Raw genomic sequence first — 21,876 nt, 5'->3', positions numbered from 1 at the left:
AACTTACATTTGAATGGAGACATTATGAAAAAATTTAGCCTATTACTAGCCATCCTCCCACTTTTAGTTGCCTGTGGAAATCAAGCTACACCTAAAAAGACTAACCCTCAAAAGACAATCGTCGTTGCTACCGCTGGTGATGTGCCGCCATTTGACTACGAAGATAAGGGCAATCTAACAGGCTTCGATATCGAAGTTCTGAAAGCAGTGGATGAAAAACTCAGCGACTACGAGATTCAATTCCAAAGAACCGCCTGGGAAAGTATCTTCCCAGGACTTGATTCTGGTCATTATCAAGCAGCAGCTAATAACTTGAGTTACACAAAAGAGCGTGCTGAAAAATACCTTTACTCACTCCCAATTTCGAACAATCCCCTCGTACTTGTCAGCAACAAGAAAAATCCTCTGACTTCACTTGACCAAATCGCTGGCAAAACAACGCAAGAGGATACTGGAACTTCAAACGCTCAATTCATCAATAACTGGAATCAAAAACACACTGACAATCCCGCTACTATCAATTTTTCTGGAGAGGATATCGGTAAACGAATCTTAGACCTCTCTAACGGTGAATTTGATTTCCTAGTTTTTGACAAGGTATCGGTTCAAAAGATTATCAAGGACCGTGGCTTAGACCTCTCAGTCGTTGATTTACCTTCTGCCGATAGCCCCAACAACTATATTGTTTTCTCAAGCGACCAAAAAGAGTTTAAAGAGAAATTTGATAAAGCGCTCAAAGAACTCTACCAAGATGGAACCCTTGAAAAACTCAGCAATACTTATCTAGGTGGTTCTTACCTTCCAGATCAATCTCAATTACAATAATACTCTTCGAAAATCTCTTCAAACCACGTCAGCTTTATCTGCAATCTCAAAGCTGTGCTTTGAGCAACCTACATCTAGCTTCCTAGTTTGCTCTTTGATTTTCATTGAGTATAAGATATACTAAAAGCGATTGGACCAGCCAATCGCTTTTTTAGTTTGCATTGGTTATTTTAGGAAACTCTTACAAAAAATCAAAAAAATTCTTCACATCTTCTACATACCCATGCTTTTCTATTAAGCTTGCTAATAGTTCCAGATTGTGCCCCTGATAGTTATCTTCACGACGTAGTTCTTCATACATTTCGATAAAGGGAAGCCCCTTGGACTTGGCCAATTCCAACTCCGCTTCGTAGTCATAAGCGACTTTACGAAATAGGATATTTACCAATTCCCCATCTTCAACTTCTATCACGGCATACTGGGCACGGTGATTTTTTAACGCCTCCCAATTAAAATAGGGCATGCCAATCGACCCTGGATTGATGACTTGTTGCCCTTGACTGCCGTAGCGAAGCAACTGCTTGTGGACATGACCATAGATTGCCACGTCGGTTTCCTCATCTAGTAGTTGATCAAATTTATCTGTATCATTCCCAACCAGTAGGTCCCCACCATAGTTTTTGTCAGGTAAATTATGAGAGATAGAAAAGCGCAGCCCATCAACTTCTTTCTTTTCCAGCAAAGGCAAGTTTCGTAGCCATACAATCGTTGCAGGATCCATTCGCTCCATCAAAAACTGGGTCATTCGCATTGATTGGATTTCTTGTGGATCTTCCAAACCGTATTCACCATCCAAGGCCTCAAGGACACAATCATCCCAATTTCCTCGAACACTGGCTGTGATAGGAAGGTCCTTTAGCAGGGCTACCAAGTCATTTGCACCTGGACCAGGAAGAAAAATATCTCCCAGAAGCCAGTATTCACTGACTCCTTGATTTTTAGCATCTGCAATCACTGCTTCTAGCGCCGTCGCATTGCCATGAATATCTGATAAAATTGCGATTTTATGGTTCATTGTGTTCTCCTTCTGTTTGATAATCTACTCTTTCTTCCGCTACTTGAGCTAATTCCATTGCCTCCTGCGGGTTCAACTTCCTCTGCACAGCTTCTGCTACTACTCTTGGTACTCCAACTTCGACAATCTCATCCACACTGGCTTCCTTGATTTTGGTCAGAGACTTGAAATGCTTCATGAGATTCTGCTTGCGTTTAGGTCCCAGACCGTCAATTCCATCCAGTTGTGATGAAAAGGAATTTTTGGAGCGCAGTTGGCGATGGAAAGTGATAGCAAAGCGGTGCACCTCATCTTGAATGCGTTGGAGGAGAAAAAATTCCTGAGAATTTCGAGATAACTCCACCACCTCAAGCGGATCTCCAAAGAGCAATTCATGGGTTTGGTGCTTGTCATTTTTTTGCAAACCTGCAATGGGAATATCCAGACTCAGTTCTTCTTGAATGACCTGCTTGGCGATATTGACTTGACCTTGTCCCCCATCAATCACAATCAAATCTGGAGGAGTCAAACCATCACGCTGCACTTTACTATAGCGTCTGCGAATGACTTCTCTCATACTAGCATAGTCGTCTGGCCCGACTACGGTCTTGATTTTATACTTACGGTAATCTTTTTTACTTGGTTTGCCGTTAACAAAGACCACCATGGCTGAAACAGGACTGGTCCCCATGATGTTGGAGTTATCGAAGGACTCGATGCGAACTGGGGTCGGGATTTGGAGTAAGCGACCAAGATTTTCAATAGCCCCTTGGGTCTTTTCAACAGATTTCTCTAGCAGGTTGAATTTCTGCTCTAGGCTGACACGGGCATTCTTTATAGCCAGATTAACCAGTTGTTTTTTCTCTCCACGTTGGGGTTTGAGAATCTTGGTATCCACCAAGGCCTTGACTGCTTCTTCATCGATATCCTGCGGAATCAGCACCTCATTGGGAACCAGGTGAGATTTTTCTTGATAGAATTGTCCCACATAGGTCAAGAAATCCTCATCTGGATCATTGTAGTAGGGGAAGAGATTGACATCTCGCTCAATGAGCTTGCCCTGACGAACAAAGAAAACCTGAACACACATCCAGCCCTTGTCCACATAGTAACCAAAGACATCCCGATTTTGGAGATCCTTGGCCATAACCCTTTGCTTGGTCCGAAGCGTTCCAATGGCCTGAATCAAGTCACGGTATTCCGCAGCACGTTCAAACTCCATACTTTGAGCTGCCTTTGCCATCTTTCCCTTGAGGTCATCGATGATTTTGTCATCCTGTCCTTTTAGGAAATCAGAAACCTCCTGAGCCATGGACTGGAAATAAGCCTCATCCTTCTTACAGATGGTGTGGGCCATACATTGACCGATATGGTAGTAAAAACAGACCTTAGAAGGTGGATTGGTACACTTGCGAAAAGGGAAAATTCGATCCAAAAGTCGCTTGATTTCATTGGCTGCCCCCACATCTGGATAAGGGCCAAAGTAGAGACCACCGTCTTTTTTGACTTGACGGGTGATAATCAAACGAGGATAACACTCATTGGTGATTTTGATGAAAGGATAAGACTTATCATCCTTGAGCATGATATTGTATTTGGGCTTATTTTCCTTGATTAGGTTGATTTCTAGGAGAAGGGCCTCAATATTGGACTCCGTAACGATAAATTCAAAATCCACAATTTCAGATACCAGAGCCTCTGTCTTGGTATCGTGACTTCCACGGAAATAAGACCTCACGCGGTTACGTAGATTTTTAGCCTTTCCTACATAGATAATGGTGCCGTTTTTATCCTTGTGAATGTAACAACCAGGGCTGGTCGGCAAGAGCTCTAGTTTTGATTTAATCAAGTTGTTCATAGTTCCATTATAGCAAAAAAGTAGGGAAAGATAGTCCCCTACTCATTGGTCTCATATAATTTTCGAAGGTTTGCAACATCCTCTTCCTGAATACCATAAAAGGAACCTGCAGGTTGCATCACAGACTTCTCATCTGTATGGTCCAAGCCAATCGCATGCCCCAACTCATGTTCTGCCGTATGGACAACACGCTCATAGGAATAGCCATAGTCAGGATTGGACAGATAATAATGATTCAACCGCACCGTTACAGACAAGAATTGCCCCGTCAAGAGATTGGTCTGACTTTCAGCCTCTCCTGCCACAGGAGTGTTTCCGTCGTTCATCTCAGTAGCCAAGATATCCGCCTTGCTGGACTCAGTCACAAGTTCAAAGTTAAAAGCACCAGTTTGATTCCAATTCTGAATTGCTTCTACATAAGCCTCTTGAAAGCGTGAATCCATCTGAGGATCCAAGTAAATACGAGCAGAAGCCTGTGGCCACCTTCCTTCAGAATGCTGGTGGCTATCTGTCTGGTTTAACTTAGGCAGTTGCCCTGTTTTTTCCCATTGGTCAATGCTTTGTTGACCAATCTTTACCGACCGCTCTGCCTGTTTCAGCGCTCCTTGGAAATCCCCGTTCAGATACCAGAGAAATCCAAAAGCAAGAGTGCATAAAAATAAAACAATCCAAACCAAGCGCCAAAACAAACGCCAAATAAAAGAAAAGAAAGCCCCTATTAAACGAAAAAGCCAGCGCATGTCTCTCCACCTTTCTAGCAAATAAAGGCTATTTTACTAAAACAAGCTGAAAGAAAGCTAAATACTGGCTTTTCCATCTTAACGTCCTAATATTTTTTTGACTAACTGAATAGCTTTGTATTTTAAAGGCGATGGATGATAACGGAAAGTACCTGCTTTACGTACAATATAGCCATTAAAATTTTGTTTAAAACGCAAAACGCCATCACTACCATCAAAAATTCCTTGAATCCCTAGGAAGTTGTATTGATGGATATTTCGTTGCATTGTCTGCTTCATCGCATGATATTGAAGTAGAAATGGAGCTGAGAACTTCTGATACTCTGCGTACGACCCACCAAACAAGTAGGTTGCCTCTGTATTTGTGTAGATTATCAAAGCACAAGCTAGAGCAACATTGCCAGACTCACTATCCAAGCTAGTTAGAAAATCTTTTTTCTTTTGCAAGGCTTGATATTGCTGATGAAATTGTTTCGACTTCTTGTCAAGACTAGCCATCTTCACATTTAAAGCATCTATGGACTGTTGCGGATTGACTTCAGCAATTAGGAAATCCGCCTTATCTCCAAACATATCATACAATTTAAAGTAATAATCTAAATTCTTATCCTCAAAACCTTGTCTTTTACCTGTTTCTTCAATAATTTTTTTGAACGTTGGAATTTCTTCCCGTTCTGCATTTCGAATAAGAATATTAAAATCAAAGGCCGACTGAATGTTGCGAATACTATTTTTATTAAAGGATTTCAATAAGGAAACAGCATCATAATCTTTCAAATCTTTGATGTAATGCCAGCTGACTTCTCCATTAGGATAACCCGTTGTCAATCCATCAAATTGATAACCTAAATCAGTCAAATCTTGAATAATACTTTTTTTCTCAGTATCTATTGGATTACCTTCACCATCAAAAGTTTGATAAGTTTCATAAGGTTTTACAAGCAACTCTAATACACCATTTTGCTTGGCATATTCTTTTAACTCTTCATAAAAAACTGGAAGGGCATCTTGTTGGGTATAAATCGGCCCCGAATTAATCTCCATATGTAGACCACCCAGCATGGGCAAGCTATAAACCATAGCTGCAACTTGAATCTCTCCTTCCTGTTTCAAAGCAAGGTAAACAATTCGAGCCCCTCTTTTTTCTAACAAGTCCCCCATTTGAACGGATTGCATAAAGGAACGAGAAGAAACCTGATCAGAATAAGCCTGAAACTCTTCTTTCGTGAGTGTAATTAGTGCCATATACTTACTTTCTATGTTTTTTTCTTAATGTTTTACGGCAATCAAGAGCAAGTCTTAACAGAGGATAGAGAGGATGAGTGGGCATTGTAAATTCACCCAAGTATTCTTCAATCGTTGGATTAAAATTAGCTTTAAAACGATAGAGTCCACCATCTAAAGCATTCTCGACGCCTCCTAAATTTTGCCATAAAATGCCACGTTCAAAGGAATATCGAGCTGTCTCATACCAAGTCAAAATAGGAGCTTTATAACGTCTAAAATCTTCATCCATTCCTGCGTATAGATTGACAGAAGTTTGTCCGAATTCTAAAGTCAAGGTAGCTGCTAAGGGAACTCTTGCTTGACCTGCATCCATATATTCCTGCAAGAAAGTCAATTCCTCTAACAAACGTTCTTTTTCCTTCTTCTGCGCTTCTACTTTTGAAGTTCGAGTCGACTCAGTAAAGGTCTCTTCCAAGGCTCTGTTTTTCGCTAACTGTTCTTCTAATTCTTGCGAACGTTTAGAGACATCCAAGGTTGCCAACGTGATGTAGGCCTTGTCCTTAAAATTATCTAACAACTTTTTATAATAGGCTTCATTCCTCAAATGAATCTCTTTCCGCTTCTCGGTTTTTTTCATCAAAAAGGAAAAGGACTCCAATAATTCAGTTCCACCAAATTGAATCTCTACACCCTTATTCCGTGCTGTTCGAATAGCCTGTTTTGTTGATTTGGAAAGTTTATCTTCTTCAAAATTTTCCTTGTATATTTTCGCCTGAATACGAGGCTGAATGGTGTCCCCCATTTCCTCTGTTTTTCCTGACCACCTTACTCCCATTTGTTGCAAACTATCAATAATAGCCAGATTTTCAGGATATTCTGTTTTTTCCTGATTGATTAAACTTTGAGACAGGCAAATACTTGGATCAAAAGTCACAAAAATAGCTCTCTTGCTACGAGCATAAGACTTAATGGACTGAATGACAAAACTCAAGAGTTCTGTATCCCTATAATCCAATATGGGACCTCTTGGAATATAAAACATTTTATACCCCAAAGGTAGAGACTTTATGAGAATACTAGCCACAGCCAGTAAGTTCTCCCCTTCATAGACACCAAGTCTCTCATAATTCCAATCAGATTTCACTTTTTCCCAAGCACTGCTTTGTAATACATTAGCTAATTCATGGTCTTTGACAAACTGATCATATTCTAATGTGGGAATGCCAATTTTATAACGGTACATTTCCTACTCTCTTTCCTCCAGTATCTTATTACTATTCTACTACTTTCGTTTGAAAAGTCTAGTGAAAACATATTTTAGTTCTCCCCCTATGCTGAAGTTCAAACTAACTCAATCTCTCTTCTAATTTGAAATCAATTGGTAGGATTGCTAAAAATCTTTCCAATTGTTTTTCCCAGTAGTACCATTCGTGAGTTCCAGCACTATGGCTATAGGTCACATCAAAGTCCAGTTTTTTGAGATTTTTCACTGCGAGATTATTGGCTTCGTACAAGAAATCTTGCTCGCCACACCAAGCCCAAAGCTTGATCTGTTTATCTGATTTTTTAGCCAGACTTTCAAGAGAATAAGGACTAGCTGTCCAATCTTTAATCTCCCCAAACACACCTCTCCAATAAGCTGGTGTTCCCAAATTTTGGCTTTCAGGAGAAAAATCTTGAAAGCTAAGGGCGCCTGAAAAACTAGCTGCGTGAGAAAAACGATTTGTTGCAAGAGCCAATTTGAAACAGCCATAACCTCCCATAGAAAGACCAGCGATAAAGGTCTTTTCACGCTTGCTAGTCATATTAGGGAAGAAACGTTTCAAAACCTGTGGCAATTCCTCTGCTAGAGCTGTGTAGTAATCAAAACCATACTTAGTATCAGTGTACCAACCATTGCTGGTATTGGGCATGACAACGATGAGATTGGTTCCTCGAAGCAAGCGTTCTACGTTGGTTCGCTTGAGCCAACTGTTATGATTGCCAGACATCCCGTGTAAAAGATACAAAATAGGGATATCTTTACAATCTGCTTCTTCCACTCGATTGGCATCGGGGTAGAGGACATTCACTCCCCACTCCATATCCAAGATTTGTGAGTAATACTCGATTTTCATTACTGCCATGATTTTCTCCTTCTATTTTCCGATAAGAAAAAGCCGAAATTCGACTTTCCCTCTGTTTATTTCAATGATTATTTTGCTTCCATAACCACTGGTAAAACGGCTGGACGACGTTTAGTTTGATCAAAGAGGTACTTGGTCAGAGTATCACGAACCTTCCCTTTGAGATCTGCCCAGTCAAAGTCATCTCCTTGAAGATAGTCTTCTACCGTTTGGTTAATCAATTCTGAACTTTCACGGAGAATATCGCGGCTCTTCTTAAGATAAACGAATCCACGCGTGTGAACACGGGCCTTGGCCACAATTTTCTTCTCACGACGGTTAACGGTAATTGCTACGATGAAAATACCATCCTCTGACAAGACCTTACGGTCACGAAGGACTACATTACCAACATCACCAATGGCATTCCCGTCAATCAAGACATCGCCCGCCGAAACTGCGCCAGCTGGGACAAAGTCCCCATTCTCATAAGCCATGCTGGTTCCCTTTTTAGGAATGAAAATGTGTTCTGGCAACATCCCAACTGCCATAGCAGCCTTAGCATGGGCATCCAACTCACGGTATTCACCTTGAATTGGGAAGAGATACTTAGGTTGCAAGAGATTGATCATCAACTGCAAATCACGCGCATTTCCATGACCTGACACACGCAAGCTTTGGGTGATCAATTTAACAACCCCGCCAGCTTGGTAAATCATGTTTTCCACACGCGCCATGACTGCTTCTTTGGCGATAGATGGAGTCGTTACGATATAGACCAGGTCACCGTCCTTGATTTCCACATAACGGTGGCGACCAATCGACATCTTGCGAAGACCATTAATTGGCTCACCCATACGACCTGTCTCAAGGATAATTAACTCATGGTCTTCAAAACGAGACATATCTTTTGGCTTAATCAAAAGACTTTCGTTAGCTAGAGACAATTTCTTGAGACGAATAGCAGTACGGACGATATTTTCAATATCAAATCCTGTCAAAACGACACGACGACCTGTTGCATCCGCAGCGTCAAACACCTGCTGGATACGAGAGAGGTTGCTGGCTACTGCCGCAACGATAATACGTCCCTCCCAGTCCGCAATGGTTTGGGTGATTTCATCCCCAACTTCACTTTCACTAGCCACTTGAACATTGCTATCTGCATTGGCTGAATCACTGAGCAGAGCTAGAACTCCGTCACGACCGATTTCTGCCAAACGAGCAAAGTCTGTCGCATAAGATTCACTAGCTGTCTGGTCAAATTTGAAGTCCCCTGTATAAACAATGCTATCCTCAGACGTCTTCAAGACCACACCCAGACTCTCTGGGATAGAGTGGGTCGTACGGAAGAAGGAAACCACAGTCCCTCCAAAATCAATCTCCGTATTCTCATCAATGACATGGAAATCATTGAATTTCTTAACCGCATCATTTCCTTTAACAAAGAGTTTGGCCAACTCAATGGTCAACTCAGACCCAAATACAGGTACCTTAGCTTCAGCCAAGAGATAAGGCAGTGCACCAATGGCATCCGCATGCCCGTGGGTCAAGAAGACTCCAGCGATACGGTCGCTATTTTCAAAAAGGTAGTCCATATTTGGAATAACTACGTCCACCCCTAGTTGTTCATTTTCAGGGTATTTTAGACCTGCATCCAAAACGAAAATAGACCCGTCGATTTCAGCGATATACATATTTTTCCCGTTTTCACGTACACCACCAAGTGTTGTTAGACTGATATTACTCATTTTTCCTCCGAAAGCTTAGTTTATCTTGATTATAGGGTTGCTTGCCCTCTTATTCTAAAAGCACTATTACTTTTAGCCGAATCTTTTCCTACCATTATACCATTTTTTTGATGATTTTCAAAATGAAGATTTGTTTTCAAAAAAGAGCTGGTTGCCCAACTCTTTCCTAACTTCTACTCTTTTTCCATTAAAAAGTCATAAATTTCTTGCACGGTACCTAGTGCCATCATTTCTTGGTCTTTAACGGTTTGTTTGAGATTTTGGTAAATCTGACTTTCTCCTATCTCTCGCTTTGGTGCCTCTTTATTGACTGTCATCACACCATCTGTGATCGTCACAAAACCTAGTTCTTCAAATACTTGAATCATCTTGACCAGCAAGATTTGTTGGATATTAAGATAAGCTGCCAAATCTTTCAGCTTATAACGAATATCAAACTCTGGAAACTGATAAATGGTCTTGTACAATTTGGCAAACTGTTCTCTAGTCCCATAACCTGTTAGGTAGTAGGCCTTGTCGATGTCGTTTTTGAAATAGACGGCTGAGAAATGTTGCTCCTGAAAAATGGTTTTCAGCAGGGTAATATCCTCAGGAATGGTTTTCACGACAACAGCTTCACTAGTCGCTAAATCTGGCACTTCTCCAGCAAAATCCAAGACTGGAACTCCCTCTGGCAAGGTGGTATTCTTCCCACGAATATTAAAGAGTTGAACACCCTCCACACGCGCATCCACCATCATCAACTGAAGAGCGGTTTGGCCATTCCATTGGTTGACAGACAATTTGACTGCTAACTCTAGATTCTTGGTTTGAGCAAACTCCGTTGCCCATCTGCCTTGTCCAAATGCCACCACTTCAAAACTGGCTTCACCCTTAGAGATTTTCAGTTTGAGATGGGCATTGCCTGCTCCCATAGTACGAGCACTTTCAACCTGAAAATCCTTGATATAAAAGACAGGTTTCTGATTGTCCATTCCAAAGGGAGCTAAACGTTCAAAGTTCTTGACTGTTTCAAGACTCAAAGTCTCCAAATCCAGCTCTTCATCTAGGTTTAACTTATTCTTGCCAGCAGCATCTGCACCTTTTTCACGGACATAGTCTTCTAAAACCTGAGATAAATCTGAGAGTTTCTCAATTTCCAGCGTCATTCCTGCTGCGCCAGCATGACCACCAAATGCAATGAAGAGGTCACGATAAGGATCCAAGGCTTCAAAAATATCGACCGCTTCAACACTACGAGCGCTACCCTTGGCACGACCGTCCTCTATATTAAGAACGATGACTGTCTGCCCTAGTTCTTCCAACAAACGACCAGCCACGATACCCAGAACCCCAGGATTCCAACCTTCCTTAGCCAAAACCTGGACCTTCTTCTCAAAATCCACCATGGTCTTAGCTTCTTCATAGATAGACTGGACGATTTCCTTGCGCTCTTCGTTTTTCTGGTGAATCATAAGGGCAATCTCATGCGCTTCCTCATCATCAAACCCAGTCAACAAATCAATAGCTGGATCGGGATCATCTAAGCGCCCCAAGGCATTTAAACGAGGAGCAATCTGGAAGCCAACCGTTTCTTCTGTTACTTCATTTGTAGCAATTCCAGCCATGTCTAGCATTTCTTGTAGACCAATGCGCTGAGTATGCCCCAACATTTCCAGACCATATTGCACCAAGATACGATTTTCATCCGTCAAGCTCACCATATCCGCAATGGTACCAATAGCAACCAAGTCCAGTAGTTCCACTTGCACTTCTTCTAAAAGGGCACAAGCCAGCTTGAAAGCCACTCCACAACCAGCCAAATATTTGAAAGGATAACTCGCGTCTGGATGCTCAGGATGAACGATAGCATAAGCATCTGGCAGGGTTTCAGGCATGGAATGGTGGTCAGTCACAATGACATCCACTCCCATCGACTGGGCCAATTCAATGGCTTCGTGACCCGCAACCCCATTATCCACTGTCACTATCAAGGAAATTCCCTCTTGCTCGATAAAGTATTTATAAACACTAGCATTGGGACCATATCCATCAGTAAAACGATTAGGCAAGTAAACACGGCACTCGGCACCAAGTTGTTCCAAACTTTCCTTCACAATCGAAGCCGAAGTCATACCATCCGCATCGTAATCTCCATAGATGAGAATATTTTCCCCTTCTTCAATGGCCTGACGAATCCGAGCCACTGCCTTGTCCATATCATGGAGCAGATAAGGGTCGTGCAAGTCCTCCAAGGAGGGTTCTAAAAACTTCTTCAGACTTTCTTCGTCCTGAATCCCTCTCTCAAATAATAACCGAGCTACCTCAGGACCCAGTCCAGCCTTCTTGGCTATCTTTGTAAAATCCGCATCTTCTACCTGCGGGGCAAATTGCCATTCATAAGTAGGTGTTATCAAAAAGACATCCACTCTTTCTAAGAATTCTATTGCTTCATTATAACATGATTTAGGCTTTTTCTCTATCCAGATTGCTTTCTACAAAAATTTTACTAACTTTTTTCTGATATGATTTGACAAGAAAAATCTTTTGGTGTAGAATCATGTTATAAAATCTAACACAAAGGAGATTCCTTATGGCTTTAGTAGAATTTGAACACGTCGAAAAATATTACGGAGACTACCATGCACTCCGCGACATCAATCTCCGTTTTGAAAAAGGACAAGTCGTTGTCCTCCTTGGACCTTCTGGTTCTGGGAAGTCAACTCTTATCCGTACGATTAATGGTTTAGAGGCTGTTGATAAGGGAAGTCTTCTAGTAAATGGTCACCAGGTTGCTGGTGCCAGCCAGAAAGATTTAGTTCCTCTTCGCAAGGAAGTCGGCATGGTTTTCCAACATTTCAACCTCTACCCACACAAAACAGTGTTAGAAAACGTAACACTCGCACCCGTAAAAGTTCTAGGAATTGATAAAAAAGAAGCTGAAAAAACAGCCCAAAAATATTTGGAATTTGTAAATATGTGGGACAAGAAAGATTCTTATCCAGCCATGCTTTCTGGTGGACAAAAACAACGAATCGCCATTGCTCGTGGCCTCGCTATGCATCCTGAACTCCTCCTCTTTGATGAGCCAACATCTGCTCTTGACCCTGAAACTATCGGCGATGTTCTGGCAGTTATGCAAAAATTGGCCCACGATGGTATGAATATGATTGTCGTTACTCACGAAATGGGCTTTGCCCGTGAAGTTGCGGACCGTATCATCTTTATGGCTGACGGAGAAGTTCTGGTGGATACGACAGATGTCGATGACTTTTTCGACAATCCAAGCGAGCCTCGTGCCCAACAATTCCTCAGCAAAATCATCAACCACGAAAGTGACAAAGTAAAATAAGGAGGTCTCTATGAAAAAGAAATTCTTTTTATCAGCATTAGTGATTAGCCTTTTCGGCCTTGCTACTGCAAAACCAGTTCAGGCTGATACCAGTGTCGCAGACATTCAAAAGAGAGGCGAACTGGTTGTTGGTGTCAAACAAGATGTTCCCAATTTTGGCTACAAGGATCCTAAGACAGGGACTTATTCTGGTATTGAAACAGACTTGGCCAAGATGGTAGCAGATGAGCTTAAGGTCAAGGTTCGCTATGTGCCTGTTACCGCGCAAACCCGTGGACCGCTCCTAGACAATGAACAGGTCGATATGGACATTGCAACCTTTACCATTACAGACGAACGCAAAAAACTCTATAACTTTACCAGTCCCTACTACACGGACGCATCTGGCTTTTTGGTCAATAAATCTGCCAAAATCAAAAGCATTGAGGACTTAAACGGAAAAACCATCGGTGTTGCCCAAGGTTCCATTACCCAACGCTTGATTACTGAACTGGGTAAAAAGAAAGGCTTAACCTTTAAATTCGTCGAACTTGGTTCTTATCCAGAATTGATTACTTCCCTTCATGCCCACCGTATCGATGCCTTTTCCGTTGACCGCTCGATTCTGTCTGGCTACATCAGCAAACGCACAGTACTACTAGATGATAGTTTCAAGCCATCTGACTACGGTATCGTTACCAAGAAATCAAATACAGAGCTCAACAACTATCTTGATAACTTGGTCACTAAATGGAGCAAGGATGGTAGTTTACAGAAACTTTATGACCGTTACAAGCTCAAACCATCTAGCCATACCGCAGATTAAGGAGGACACCCTATGACAGATTTATCATCTTGGACAGCCTATTTTCAGGATTTTGGCCAATTTTTCAATGGTTTCCTCTTCACCCTTGCTCTAGCGATTGGATCCTTTATCCTAGCCATGGTTTTGGGCATCTTCTTTGGAGCAATGTCAACCAGCAAACGTCCGATTTTGCGCATTTTGGCTCGCATATTTGTCGAATTTTACCAAAACACTCCTCTCTTGGTGCAGTTTGTTATCGTTTTTTATGGCCTACCTCTTATCAGTGACCATACCATCATGATTCCGATTTATTGGACGACTGTTCTCTGCGTGGGACTCTATCACGGCGCCTACATCGCCGAGGTGATTCGCTCAGGGATTCAGTCTATTCCTAGCGGTCAAATGGAGGCCGCCTTGTCGCAAGGTTTTACTTATATCAGTGCTATGCGCTTGATTATCTTGCCTCAGGCCTTTCGTATCATACTCCCTCCTTTGACCAACCAAATCGTCAACCTCATCAAGAATACCTCGACAGTCGCTATCATCTCTGGAGTCGACTTGATGTTTGTGACCAAGTCTTGGTCGGCTCTCAACGGAAACTACATTCCAGCATTTTTAGGAGCTGCCCTTCTCTACTTTTCTCTGTGCTTCCCTGTTGCCCAGTTTGGTCGCAAAATGGAGCAAGCCAACAAAAAAGCCTATTCACTTTAGGAGGTTACTATGGAATCCATTTTAGAAGTTTTGACCCCAGATAACCTAATCTTTATCTTTAAAGGATTTGGCTTGACCCTCTATATTTCTCTGATCGCCATCGTCCTCTCTACACTTATCGGTACAGTTCTAGCGGTCATGAGAAATGGCAAAAATCCTATCTTGCGCATTATTTCCAGCATTTATATCGAATTTGTGCGTAATGTTCCCAACCTCCTCTGGATTTTCACTATCTTTTTAGTGTTCAAAATGAAATCCACACCAGCTGGTATCACCGCCTTTACCCTCTTTACATCAGTAGCCTTGGCTGAGATTATCCGAGGTGGTCTCAACGCTGTGGACAAGGGGCAATACGAAGCAGGAATGTCACAAGGATTTACCTCTATACAAATCCTCTATCACATCATTCTCCCACAAGCAATCCGTAAAATGCTGCCAGCCATCATTTCTCAGTTTGTAACCGTGATTAAGGATACCAGTCTTCTCTACTCTGTTATCGCCCTACAAGAACTCTTTGGAGCCAGCCAAATTCTCATGGGCCGTTATTTCGAACCAGAGCAGGTCTTCAGTCTGTATATCCTGATTGCCCTCATCTACTTCAGCTTTAACCTAGCCATTTCTAGCCTGTCTCATATGTTAGCAAAACGTTGGCAACAAGCTGCAGAATAAACAGCCACTCTCCAGTTCATTGGAGAGTTTTTTTGATGATAGCAGATATTTATAGACCTCAATTTGACACCATACTTTTTCTATGATAAAATGTAACAAATTTATTTACAACAAATCAAATCTAAATGAAATGGAATTTTTTATGAAATCACTCAAAGGACTACTCTTTATCATAGCTAGTTTTGCCTTGACTATTTTGAGTTGGATGAACACTTCTCCCCAATTCATGATTCCAGGACTAGCTTTAACAAGCCTATCTCTGACTTTTATCCTAGCCACTCGTCTCCCACTACTAGAAAACTGGTTTCACGGTTTGGAGAAGGTCTACACCGTACACAAATTTACAGCCTTTCTCTCCATCATCCTACTAATCTTTCATAACTTTAGTATGGGCGGTTTGTGGGGCTCTCGATTAGCCTCTCAGTTTGGCAACCTTGCCATCTATATCTTTGTCAGTATCATCCTTGTCGCCTATTTAGGCAAATACATCCAATACGAAGCTTGGCGCTGGATTCACCGCCTGGTTTACCTGGCCTATATTTTTGGACTCTTTCACGTCTACATGATGATGGGCAATCGTCTCCTTACATTTAATCTTCTAAGTTTTCTTGTTGGTAGCTATGCCCTTTTAGGCTTACTGGCTGGTTTTTATATCATTTTTCTATATCAAAAGATTGGCTTCCCCTATCTAGGGAAAATTACCAATCTCAAACGCTTAAATCACGATACCAGAGAAATTCAAATCCATCTTAGCAGACCTTTCGACTATCAATCAGGCCAATTTGCCTTTCTAAAGATTTTCCAAGAAGGCTTTGAAAGTGCTCCGCATCCCTTTTCTATCTCAGGAGGTCGTGGTCAAACTCTTTACTTTACTGTTAAAAATTCAGGCGATCATACCAAGAATATCTATGACAATCTTCAAGTCGGCAGCAAAGTAAGCGTAGATAGAGGTTACGGACACATGATCATAGAAGAGGGCCGAGAAAATCAGGTTTGGATTGCTGGAGGTATTGGGATCACCCCCTTCATCTCTTACATCCGTGAACATCCTATTTTAGATAAACAGGTTCACTTCTACTATAGCTTCCGTGGAGAGGAAAATGCAGTTTATATAGATTTGCTCCGTGACTATGCTCAGAAAAATCCAAATTTTGAACTCCATCTAGTAGACAGTAGGAAAGACAGCTATCTTAATTTTGAACAAAAAGAAGTACCCGAACATGCAACCGTCTATATGTGTGGTCCTCTTTCTATGATGAAGTCACTCGCCAAGCAGATTAAAAAACAAAATCCCAAAGCAGAGCTTATTTACGAAGGATTCAAGTTCAAATAACCACTCATATTCTCCTGGAATTCCCCAGGAGTTTTTTCTACGCAAACGCTTAAAAACACTGCCAGATTTCTCTAGCAGTGTTTTGAGTTTCATTTGCTTAGTAAATTGTTCTTTCAGTTTCTACATCGAAGAAGTGTGCTTTGTTCAAGTCAAATCCAAGTTCAACTGTTGCGCCTGTTTGCAAGTAGTCACGAGCATCAACTTTAGCAACAAATTCGTCTTTACCAACTTGGCAGTAAAGGTGAGATTCTGAACCAAGCAATTCTGATACAGAGATAGTCGCTTTTACAACTGATTCTGGGAATGTTTCAAGGAATGCTTCCTCTGCATTCACGTCTTCTGGACGGATACCGAAGATTAATTCTTTACCTTCATAGCCTTTTTCACGAAGAACTTTCAAAGCGCCTTCTGGCACTTTTAAACGGAAACCGTCAGAAACAATTTCGCTACCAACCAGTTTCACGTTGATGAAGTTCATAGCTGGGCTTCCGATGAATCCTGCTACGAATTTGTTAACTGGGTTTTTGTAAACTTCTTGAGGAGAACCAATTTGTTCTACACGTCCGATAGTACCTGTACCAGCAGGGTTCTTAGTTGCTGACATGATAACGATACGGTCTGCAAGTGTCATCGCTTCTGTTTGGTCGTGAGTTACGTAGATAGTTGTAGCTCCGATACGACGGTGGATTTTAGCAATTTCAGCACGCATAGATACACGAAGTTTGGCATCCAAGTTTGACAAAGGTTCGTCCATCAAGAATACTTTTGCATCACGGACAATCGCACGCCCCATGGCAACACGTTGACGTTGACCACCAGAAAGGTCAGCAGGTTTACGTTCCAAGAACTCTTTCAATCCAAGGATTTCAGCTGCTTCTTGTACACGTTTGTCGATATCTTCCTTGCTGTATTTACGCAATTTCAAACCGAAAGCCATGTTGTCATAAACAGTCATGTGTGGGTAAAGAGCGTAGTTTTGGAATACCATGGCGATGTCACGGTCTTTTGGAGCTACGTCGTTGACAACCACGCCATCGATAGATGCAGTACCTTCTGTGATGTCTTCAAGACCTGCAATCATACGGAGAGTAGTTGATTTACCACATCCTGAAGGTCCTACGAAAACGATGAACTCTTTGTCTTTGATGTCCAAGTTGAAGTCTTCAACTGAGTAGTGTTCGCTGTTTGGATATTTTTTGTAAATATTTTTAAGATTCAATTCTACCATGAGGTGAACTCCTTTTGTCTTTTGATAGTTTTATTATATATGAAAACGCTTTACATTTCTATGGCAAGGTGACCAAAAAAATAAAAAAGTTCTGTGCAACTTGCACAAAACTTTAGAGAATATCTGGTAAAATCAATTGATAACACAGGGTCAGGTCAGTCAATTCCTTCAACTGAAGCCCTGTCAATTCTTCCCATTTATCAATCTTGTACTGGAGAGAATTTCGGTGCAGATAGAGTTGCTGGGCTGTTTTAGTCAGAACGGCACTATTTTCCCAAAGAGAGAGAATGATTTCCTGAATCTGGTCCTGATCCAAAATCATCTGATGTAAACATTCTTTAATGACTCTCAGGTCCACAATCCTTTCTCCCATACTCCAAAGATAGAGTTGTGAAAAGGTATGAACACCTTGGTGACCCTGACGCCACCAAGTCTTAAACAAATCCCGCTCCGCTTTGATCAAGTCGGATAGGGCTTGATGACCTGTTTGAGACCAGACCTGACCTAACATGATGGATAAACGTACTCCAAAGTCATATTCTACGGCTTCCAAGGTATCCATCAAGATAGATCGAACGGAGGTGTACTTATCCTGTTGGAGAACAAAAATGTAATCCTGCGCTCCCACCTGAAGCACTGTTTGACAGTTAGGAAAAAGAGTCCGCATCATATCCAGCCAAGAAGCTAGATTTTCCTGCTGAAAATAGGAAAGATGACAATAAACCAACTGAATCTTTTTAAAAGCTTGCGGTGCCTGTCCTTTGCCTTCAATGAGATAAAAATACCAAGGATTGAAGGAAATGGTTTGCTCCTGTTTGGTTAAGAGAGCCACCAGTTGTTTTTCACGCTCGCTAAGACTAGCTTCCTCCAGCAAAAGCCACTGCTGAGAAGCCAAAGGAAGAGTAAGATAGCCCTCTTTCTCTACTGGTTGGTCTGAAATCTGAGCCTCAGGAAACCAGTCTTGTAGTTCTTTTGCCATCATATCCTAGCCCTCCACTTTTTGGATGCACCATGAAATCAAGCTCTCAAGACGTTCCAGATTTTCAGTCATATGGAGATAACCCATGACTGCTTCAAAACCTGTGGACATACGGTAAGTCACCACATCAGCATTTTTAGCCTTGGTATGACTATTGGTATTGCGACCACGTTTGTAGATTTCTTCTTCTTTTTCCGTTAGGATTTCTTCTTCCAGCATGAGGGAAATCAGGCGGGCCTGAGCTTTGGCCGACACATACTTGGTCGCCTCTTGGTGGAGTTTATTGGGTTTGGTCATGCCTTTAAGAATGAGATGACGGCGAATATACATGGAATACACCGCATCTCCTTCAAAAGCTAGCGCAATCCCGTTAATGAGATTGACATCAATCACGTGTCCACCTCACTCCATCTTTGGTGTCAAGGAGCTTAATTCCTTGAGTAGCCAATTGGTCACGGATCTGGTCCGCTGTCGCAAAGTCACGATTGACACGCGCTTCTTGACGTTTTTGAATCAAGACTTCAATCTCTGCATCCAAAACTTCCTCAACAAAGACAATTCCAAAGACTTCCAACATATCTGCAAGAACTTGCTTAACACTTGCATCATAGTTGCCTGAGTTAATCCACTTGGCCATTTCAAAGACCACTGTGATACCGTTGGCAGAGTTGAAATCCTCATCCATAGCCCCTACAAACTTATCTTTAAATATCTGTAACTCTTGAGCATCTACAGTTCCAGTAACTGGTTGCTCATAGGTGTTTTTCAGATACTTGAGATTAGTCTCTGCATCACGCACTGCCTTTTCCGTAAAGTTGATTGGTTTACGGTAATGCTGGGTTGCAAAGAAGAAACGAAGCACTTGCCCATCAATCGTTTCGAGGGCATCGTGTACAGTGATAAAATTACCCAAGGACTTGGACATCTTGACATTATCGATATTGACAAAGCCATTGTGCATCCAGTAGTTAGCGAAGGTCTTGCCTGTTTTGGCTTCTGACTGGGCAATTTCGTTGGTGTGGTGCGGAAACTCAAGGTCAGCTCCACCACCGTGAATATCAATGGTATCTCCTAAAATCTCAGTTGACATGACTGAACACTCGATATGCCAGCCCGGACGACCAGGTCCCCAAGGACTGTCCCAAGAAATCTCGCCTGGTTTAGCAGCTTTCCATAGAGCAAAGTCTACCGGATTTTCCTTGCGAGCCGTTTCTTCATCGGTACGACCTGAAGCACCCAACTCCAAATCTTCTAAGGTTTTATTAGCCAATTTAGCATAGTTGTGGGATTTTTCCACACGGAAATAGACATCTCCTTGACTCTCGTAGGCAAAACCTTTCTCTATCAAGTCTTCCACAAAGCGGATAATGTCAGTCATAAACTCCACCACACGCGGATGGCGAGTCGCAGGTTTGACGCCCAAGGCCGTCACATCCTCACGAAAGGCAGCGATGTACTTGTCCGCAACCTCCTGAGGAGTGATACCTTCTTCCTTGGCACGGTTGATAATCTTATCATCCACATCCGTGAAATTGGAAATATAGGCAACCTCGTAACCACGGTATTCGAAGTAACGTCGAATGGTATCAAAAGCTACCGTCGAACGAGCATTCCCCACGTGGATATAGTTATACACGGTTGGCCCACAAACATACATCTTGACTTTGCCGTCCTCAATCGGGACAAATTCTCGCAAATCACGAGACATGGTGTCGTAAATTTTAATCATGCGGTCCACTCCCTTCTCTATTTCTGACTTTTTCGGCTGAAAACCAGCTCTGCAAAAGGACCAAATTGTCTGAGGCTATCTAGTTGGTAAAAACGCTGTCCTTCCTCTTGGGTAAAGAGGGGAACCCCCTTTCCTAGGATAAGGGGCGCTATCTGAATAATAAGATGGTCGAAAAGATCCGCATCCAAGAGCGGTCCTACCAAGGAATTACCACCAATCACAAAGACATTTTTGCCTTTGTCAATCTGGCGAACAAAGTCCACCACATCCCCAGCTACTGGCTGGTAATTGCTGACAGGCAGGTGCCTATCATGCGTAAAGACATAGTTTTCCGTAGCTTGATAAAAACTTTCTACATCTTGCAAATCTTGGATTTCCTCAAAGGTCCGCTTGCCCATGATGGTGATATCCATTTGCCTGTAAAAGTCATCATAGCCTGTATCCTCTACAGAACCAAGCTGATGCAGCCAGTCTATCCTGTGCTGGCTGTCTGCCAAGTAGCCATCCATGGTGATACAGCCGTAAAAATATACTGCCATTCTTGTAGTTTCCTTTCTAGTTCTACTTTGCCTTCACTTAGCGGGATAGACCCAGATGGTTAGACCTAAGCTAATCAAAGTATTCAGCAAAATCCTTGCTGGACAAGAAAAATAAGCCAAAAAACAGCAATTCCAATCTGTAGCAGAACGGTTCATTCTTAAACATTCAAGCGCCTCACCTGTCTACTTCCAGCTCAAATGGTAAAGGTAGGCAGAGAGCAGGACCAGAAGACTGAAAATCAGATTTCCTGCACGAAACAAACTGAAAACAGAAATAAGACTTCCTGCCAAATAGAGCGCAAAATACTTATTGTCCTTGAAAAAATCTTTCATTAAAAGTTCCTCAGTTATCGTCCAAAAGCAGTATAGCTGAGCTTGTTCTTCCAAGAATTTATAATTTTGAAGAATAGTAACTCGCTTCTTGCTTGAATCATATAGATATCCTCTACAAACCAGACGATCTGTGACTAGCTTCTTTAGCCTGCTCTAGTTTATTGACGTAATATTCTCGTTTTTCTTCGACTTCATGAATGACTGGCTCATCTTTCTTTCCATGAACACGAACAATCTTGGCCGGAATACCGACAACCGTCACATCACTAGGCACGTCTGCCACGACAACTGCTGCTGCACCGACCTTGGCATTTTCACCGATTTCCACAGGTCCAATGACTTGAGCATGAGCGGATATTAAAGCTCCTTTTCGCACGGTTGGATGGCGTTTGCCAACATCCTTTCCAGTCCCACCAAGGGTTACACCATGATAGAGAAGAACGCCTTTTTCAACAATCGCTGTCTCCCCAATCACCAAGCCTGAACCGTGGTCAATAAAGACACCTGAATCGATCTGAGCACCCGGATGAATCTCAATCTGAGTCCAAAAGCGCCAGAACTGACTGTGCATACGAGCCAGGAGTTTGAAGCCGTGCTTCCAGAGAAAATGTGAGAGACGGTGGGCCGCCAAGGCCTTAACACCTGGATAAGTCAGCAAAACCTCCAAAGTGGTGCGGGCCGCTGGATCATTTTCTTTTACGATATCAATGGTTTCGCGCCACCATCCCATACATTTCTCC

At 42.2% G+C, this 21,876-nt stretch carries 20 protein-coding genes; 6 read left to right on the top strand and 14 right to left on the bottom strand.

The features are described 5' to 3' along the window. Positions 1-24: 24 nt before the first annotated feature. Complete coding sequence (locus HT718_RS07435) at positions 25-825, top strand: amino acid ABC transporter substrate-binding protein (RefSeq protein ID WP_173268048.1); 801 nt, start codon at positions 25-27, stop codon at positions 823-825. A 181-nt stretch (positions 826-1,006) separates the two neighbouring features. On the opposite strand, the gene HT718_RS07430 is transcribed toward HT718_RS07435, so the two are convergent. The 8 genes from HT718_RS07430 to recJ form a co-directional block, all read right to left on the bottom strand. After that, positions 1,007-1,840: a metallophosphoesterase family protein gene (locus tag HT718_RS07430; RefSeq protein WP_173268047.1), complete on the bottom strand. Its 834-nt coding sequence runs from the start codon at positions 1,838-1,840 to the stop codon at positions 1,007-1,009. Then, a complete protein-coding gene (gene uvrC / locus HT718_RS07425) occupies positions 1,830-3,677 on the bottom strand; it encodes an excinuclease ABC subunit UvrC (protein ID WP_173268046.1) in 1,848 nt (615 codons plus the stop codon). The genes HT718_RS07430 and uvrC overlap by 11 nt, the downstream gene beginning before the upstream one ends. Before the next feature lie 38 nt (positions 3,678-3,715). Beyond that, on the bottom strand, positions 3,716-4,417 hold the full coding sequence (locus tag HT718_RS07420) for a M57 family metalloprotease (protein ID WP_173268045.1): 702 nt from the start codon (positions 4,415-4,417) through the stop codon (positions 3,716-3,718). Positions 4,418-4,495: 78 nt separating this feature from the next. Then, positions 4,496-5,662 carry an aminoacyltransferase gene (locus HT718_RS07415; protein ID WP_173268044.1) on the bottom strand — a complete coding sequence of 389 codons (1,167 nt, stop codon included), beginning with the start codon at positions 5,660-5,662 and terminating at the stop codon, positions 4,496-4,498. A 4-nt stretch (positions 5,663-5,666) separates the two neighbouring features. Beyond that, a complete protein-coding gene (locus HT718_RS07410) occupies positions 5,667-6,887 on the bottom strand; it encodes an aminoacyltransferase (protein ID WP_173268043.1) in 1,221 nt (406 codons plus the stop codon). 103 nt (positions 6,888-6,990) lie between these two features. Next, entirely contained in the window at positions 6,991-7,770 is a 780-nt protein-coding gene (locus HT718_RS07405) for an alpha/beta hydrolase family protein (protein WP_173268042.1), read from the bottom strand. A gap of 68 nt (positions 7,771-7,838) precedes the next feature. Beyond that, entirely contained in the window at positions 7,839-9,500 is a 1,662-nt protein-coding gene (locus HT718_RS07400) for a ribonuclease J (protein WP_173268041.1), read from the bottom strand. 173 nt (positions 9,501-9,673) lie between these two features. Continuing rightward, positions 9,674-11,896 (bottom strand): single-stranded-DNA-specific exonuclease RecJ, encoded by a 2,223-nt coding sequence (recJ, locus tag HT718_RS07395; protein WP_173268040.1) that lies wholly within the window; start codon positions 11,894-11,896, stop codon positions 9,674-9,676. Positions 11,897-12,072: 176 nt separating this feature from the next. Here recJ and HT718_RS07390 point away from each other — a divergent pair, with 176 nt between their 5' ends. The 5 genes from HT718_RS07390 (at position 12,073) to HT718_RS07370 (ending at position 16,328) form a co-directional block, all read left to right on the top strand. Then, positions 12,073-12,831: an amino acid ABC transporter ATP-binding protein gene (locus HT718_RS07390; protein WP_173268039.1), complete on the top strand. Its 759-nt coding sequence runs from the start codon at positions 12,073-12,075 to the stop codon at positions 12,829-12,831. Between the two features lie 10 nt (positions 12,832-12,841). Then, a complete protein-coding gene (locus tag HT718_RS07385) occupies positions 12,842-13,636 on the top strand; it encodes a transporter substrate-binding domain-containing protein (protein ID WP_173268038.1) in 795 nt (264 codons plus the stop codon). A 12-nt stretch (positions 13,637-13,648) separates the two neighbouring features. Then, positions 13,649-14,326 carry an amino acid ABC transporter permease gene (locus tag HT718_RS07380; protein WP_173268037.1) on the top strand — a complete coding sequence of 226 codons (678 nt, stop codon included), beginning with the start codon at positions 13,649-13,651 and terminating at the stop codon, positions 14,324-14,326. 9 nt (positions 14,327-14,335) lie between these two features. Further along, positions 14,336-14,995, top strand: a complete 660-nt coding sequence (locus tag HT718_RS07375; RefSeq protein WP_173268036.1) for an amino acid ABC transporter permease — start codon at positions 14,336-14,338, stop codon at positions 14,993-14,995. A 142-nt stretch (positions 14,996-15,137) separates the two neighbouring features. Next, complete coding sequence (locus HT718_RS07370) at positions 15,138-16,328, top strand: ferric reductase-like transmembrane domain-containing protein (protein ID WP_173268035.1); 1,191 nt, start codon at positions 15,138-15,140, stop codon at positions 16,326-16,328. A gap of 97 nt (positions 16,329-16,425) precedes the next feature. Here HT718_RS07370 and ugpC read toward each other — a convergent pair whose 3' ends face one another. The 6 genes from ugpC to cysE form a co-directional block, all read right to left on the bottom strand. Continuing rightward, positions 16,426-17,556, bottom strand: a complete 1,131-nt coding sequence (gene ugpC / locus HT718_RS07365; RefSeq protein WP_173268034.1) for a sn-glycerol-3-phosphate ABC transporter ATP-binding protein UgpC — start codon at positions 17,554-17,556, stop codon at positions 16,426-16,428. A 112-nt stretch (positions 17,557-17,668) separates the two neighbouring features. Further along, positions 17,669-18,538 carry a PucR family transcriptional regulator gene (locus HT718_RS07360; RefSeq protein ID WP_173268033.1) on the bottom strand — a complete coding sequence of 290 codons (870 nt, stop codon included), beginning with the start codon at positions 18,536-18,538 and terminating at the stop codon, positions 17,669-17,671. Between the two features lie 3 nt (positions 18,539-18,541). Beyond that, positions 18,542-18,928 carry a Mini-ribonuclease 3 gene (locus HT718_RS07355; protein ID WP_173268032.1) on the bottom strand — a complete coding sequence of 129 codons (387 nt, stop codon included), beginning with the start codon at positions 18,926-18,928 and terminating at the stop codon, positions 18,542-18,544. Further along, on the bottom strand, positions 18,921-20,264 hold the full coding sequence (gene cysS, locus HT718_RS07350) for a cysteine--tRNA ligase (RefSeq protein WP_173268031.1): 1,344 nt from the start codon (positions 20,262-20,264) through the stop codon (positions 18,921-18,923). The genes HT718_RS07355 and cysS overlap by 8 nt, the downstream gene beginning before the upstream one ends. Before the next feature lie 17 nt (positions 20,265-20,281). Next, the gene (locus tag HT718_RS07345) at positions 20,282-20,803 is read right to left on the bottom strand and encodes a dihydrofolate reductase family protein (protein ID WP_000301981.1); all 522 of its coding nucleotides are present in this window, start codon (positions 20,801-20,803) and stop codon (positions 20,282-20,284) included. Positions 20,804-21,248: 445 nt separating this feature from the next. Then, positions 21,249-21,866 carry a serine O-acetyltransferase gene (gene cysE, locus HT718_RS07340; RefSeq protein ID WP_000539979.1) on the bottom strand — a complete coding sequence of 206 codons (618 nt, stop codon included), beginning with the start codon at positions 21,864-21,866 and terminating at the stop codon, positions 21,249-21,251. Positions 21,867-21,876 lie beyond the last annotated feature (10 nt).

This window comes from Streptococcus sp. 714 (assembly GCF_013277115.1).
Classification (GTDB): Bacteria; Bacillota; Bacilli; order Lactobacillales; family Streptococcaceae; genus Streptococcus.
The sequence above is the reverse complement of the archived record's forward strand: the minus strand, read 5'-3'. Positions and strand labels throughout refer to the sequence as shown.

Bases quoted from the DNA above. Each gene is read 5' to 3' on its own strand.
- HT718_RS07390 (WP_173268039.1), top strand. From the start codon at position 12,073: ATGGCTTTAGTAGAATTTGAACACGTCGAAAAATATTACGGAGACTAC.
- HT718_RS07400 (WP_173268041.1), bottom strand. From the start codon at position 9,500: ATGAGTAATATCAGTCTAACAACACTTGGTGGTGTACGTGAAAACGGG.
- HT718_RS07405 (WP_173268042.1), bottom strand. From the start codon at position 7,770: ATGGCAGTAATGAAAATCGAGTATTACTCACAAATCTTGGATATGGAG.
- HT718_RS07420 (WP_173268045.1), bottom strand. From the start codon at position 4,417: ATGCGCTGGCTTTTTCGTTTAATAGGGGCTTTCTTTTCTTTTATTTGG.
- cysS (WP_173268031.1), bottom strand. From the start codon at position 20,264: ATGATTAAAATTTACGACACCATGTCTCGTGATTTGCGAGAATTTGTC.
- HT718_RS07410 (WP_173268043.1), bottom strand. From the start codon at position 6,887: ATGTACCGTTATAAAATTGGCATTCCCACATTAGAATATGATCAGTTT.
- HT718_RS07435 (WP_173268048.1), top strand. From the start codon at position 25: ATGAAAAAATTTAGCCTATTACTAGCCATCCTCCCACTTTTAGTTGCC.
- HT718_RS07415 (WP_173268044.1), bottom strand. From the start codon at position 5,662: ATGGCACTAATTACACTCACGAAAGAAGAGTTTCAGGCTTATTCTGAT.
- HT718_RS07385 (WP_173268038.1), top strand. From the start codon at position 12,842: ATGAAAAAGAAATTCTTTTTATCAGCATTAGTGATTAGCCTTTTCGGC.
- HT718_RS07380 (WP_173268037.1), top strand. From the start codon at position 13,649: ATGACAGATTTATCATCTTGGACAGCCTATTTTCAGGATTTTGGCCAA.
- cysE (WP_000539979.1), bottom strand. From the start codon at position 21,866: ATGGGATGGTGGCGCGAAACCATTGATATCGTAAAAGAAAATGATCCA.
- HT718_RS07430 (WP_173268047.1), bottom strand. From the start codon at position 1,840: ATGAACCATAAAATCGCAATTTTATCAGATATTCATGGCAATGCGACG.
- HT718_RS07360 (WP_173268033.1), bottom strand. From the start codon at position 18,538: ATGATGGCAAAAGAACTACAAGACTGGTTTCCTGAGGCTCAGATTTCA.
- HT718_RS07370 (WP_173268035.1), top strand. From the start codon at position 15,138: ATGAAATCACTCAAAGGACTACTCTTTATCATAGCTAGTTTTGCCTTG.
- HT718_RS07375 (WP_173268036.1), top strand. From the start codon at position 14,336: ATGGAATCCATTTTAGAAGTTTTGACCCCAGATAACCTAATCTTTATC.
- uvrC (WP_173268046.1), bottom strand. From the start codon at position 3,677: ATGAACAACTTGATTAAATCAAAACTAGAGCTCTTGCCGACCAGCCCT.
- ugpC (WP_173268034.1), bottom strand. From the start codon at position 17,556: ATGGTAGAATTGAATCTTAAAAATATTTACAAAAAATATCCAAACAGC.
- HT718_RS07345 (WP_000301981.1), bottom strand. From the start codon at position 20,803: ATGGCAGTATATTTTTACGGCTGTATCACCATGGATGGCTACTTGGCA.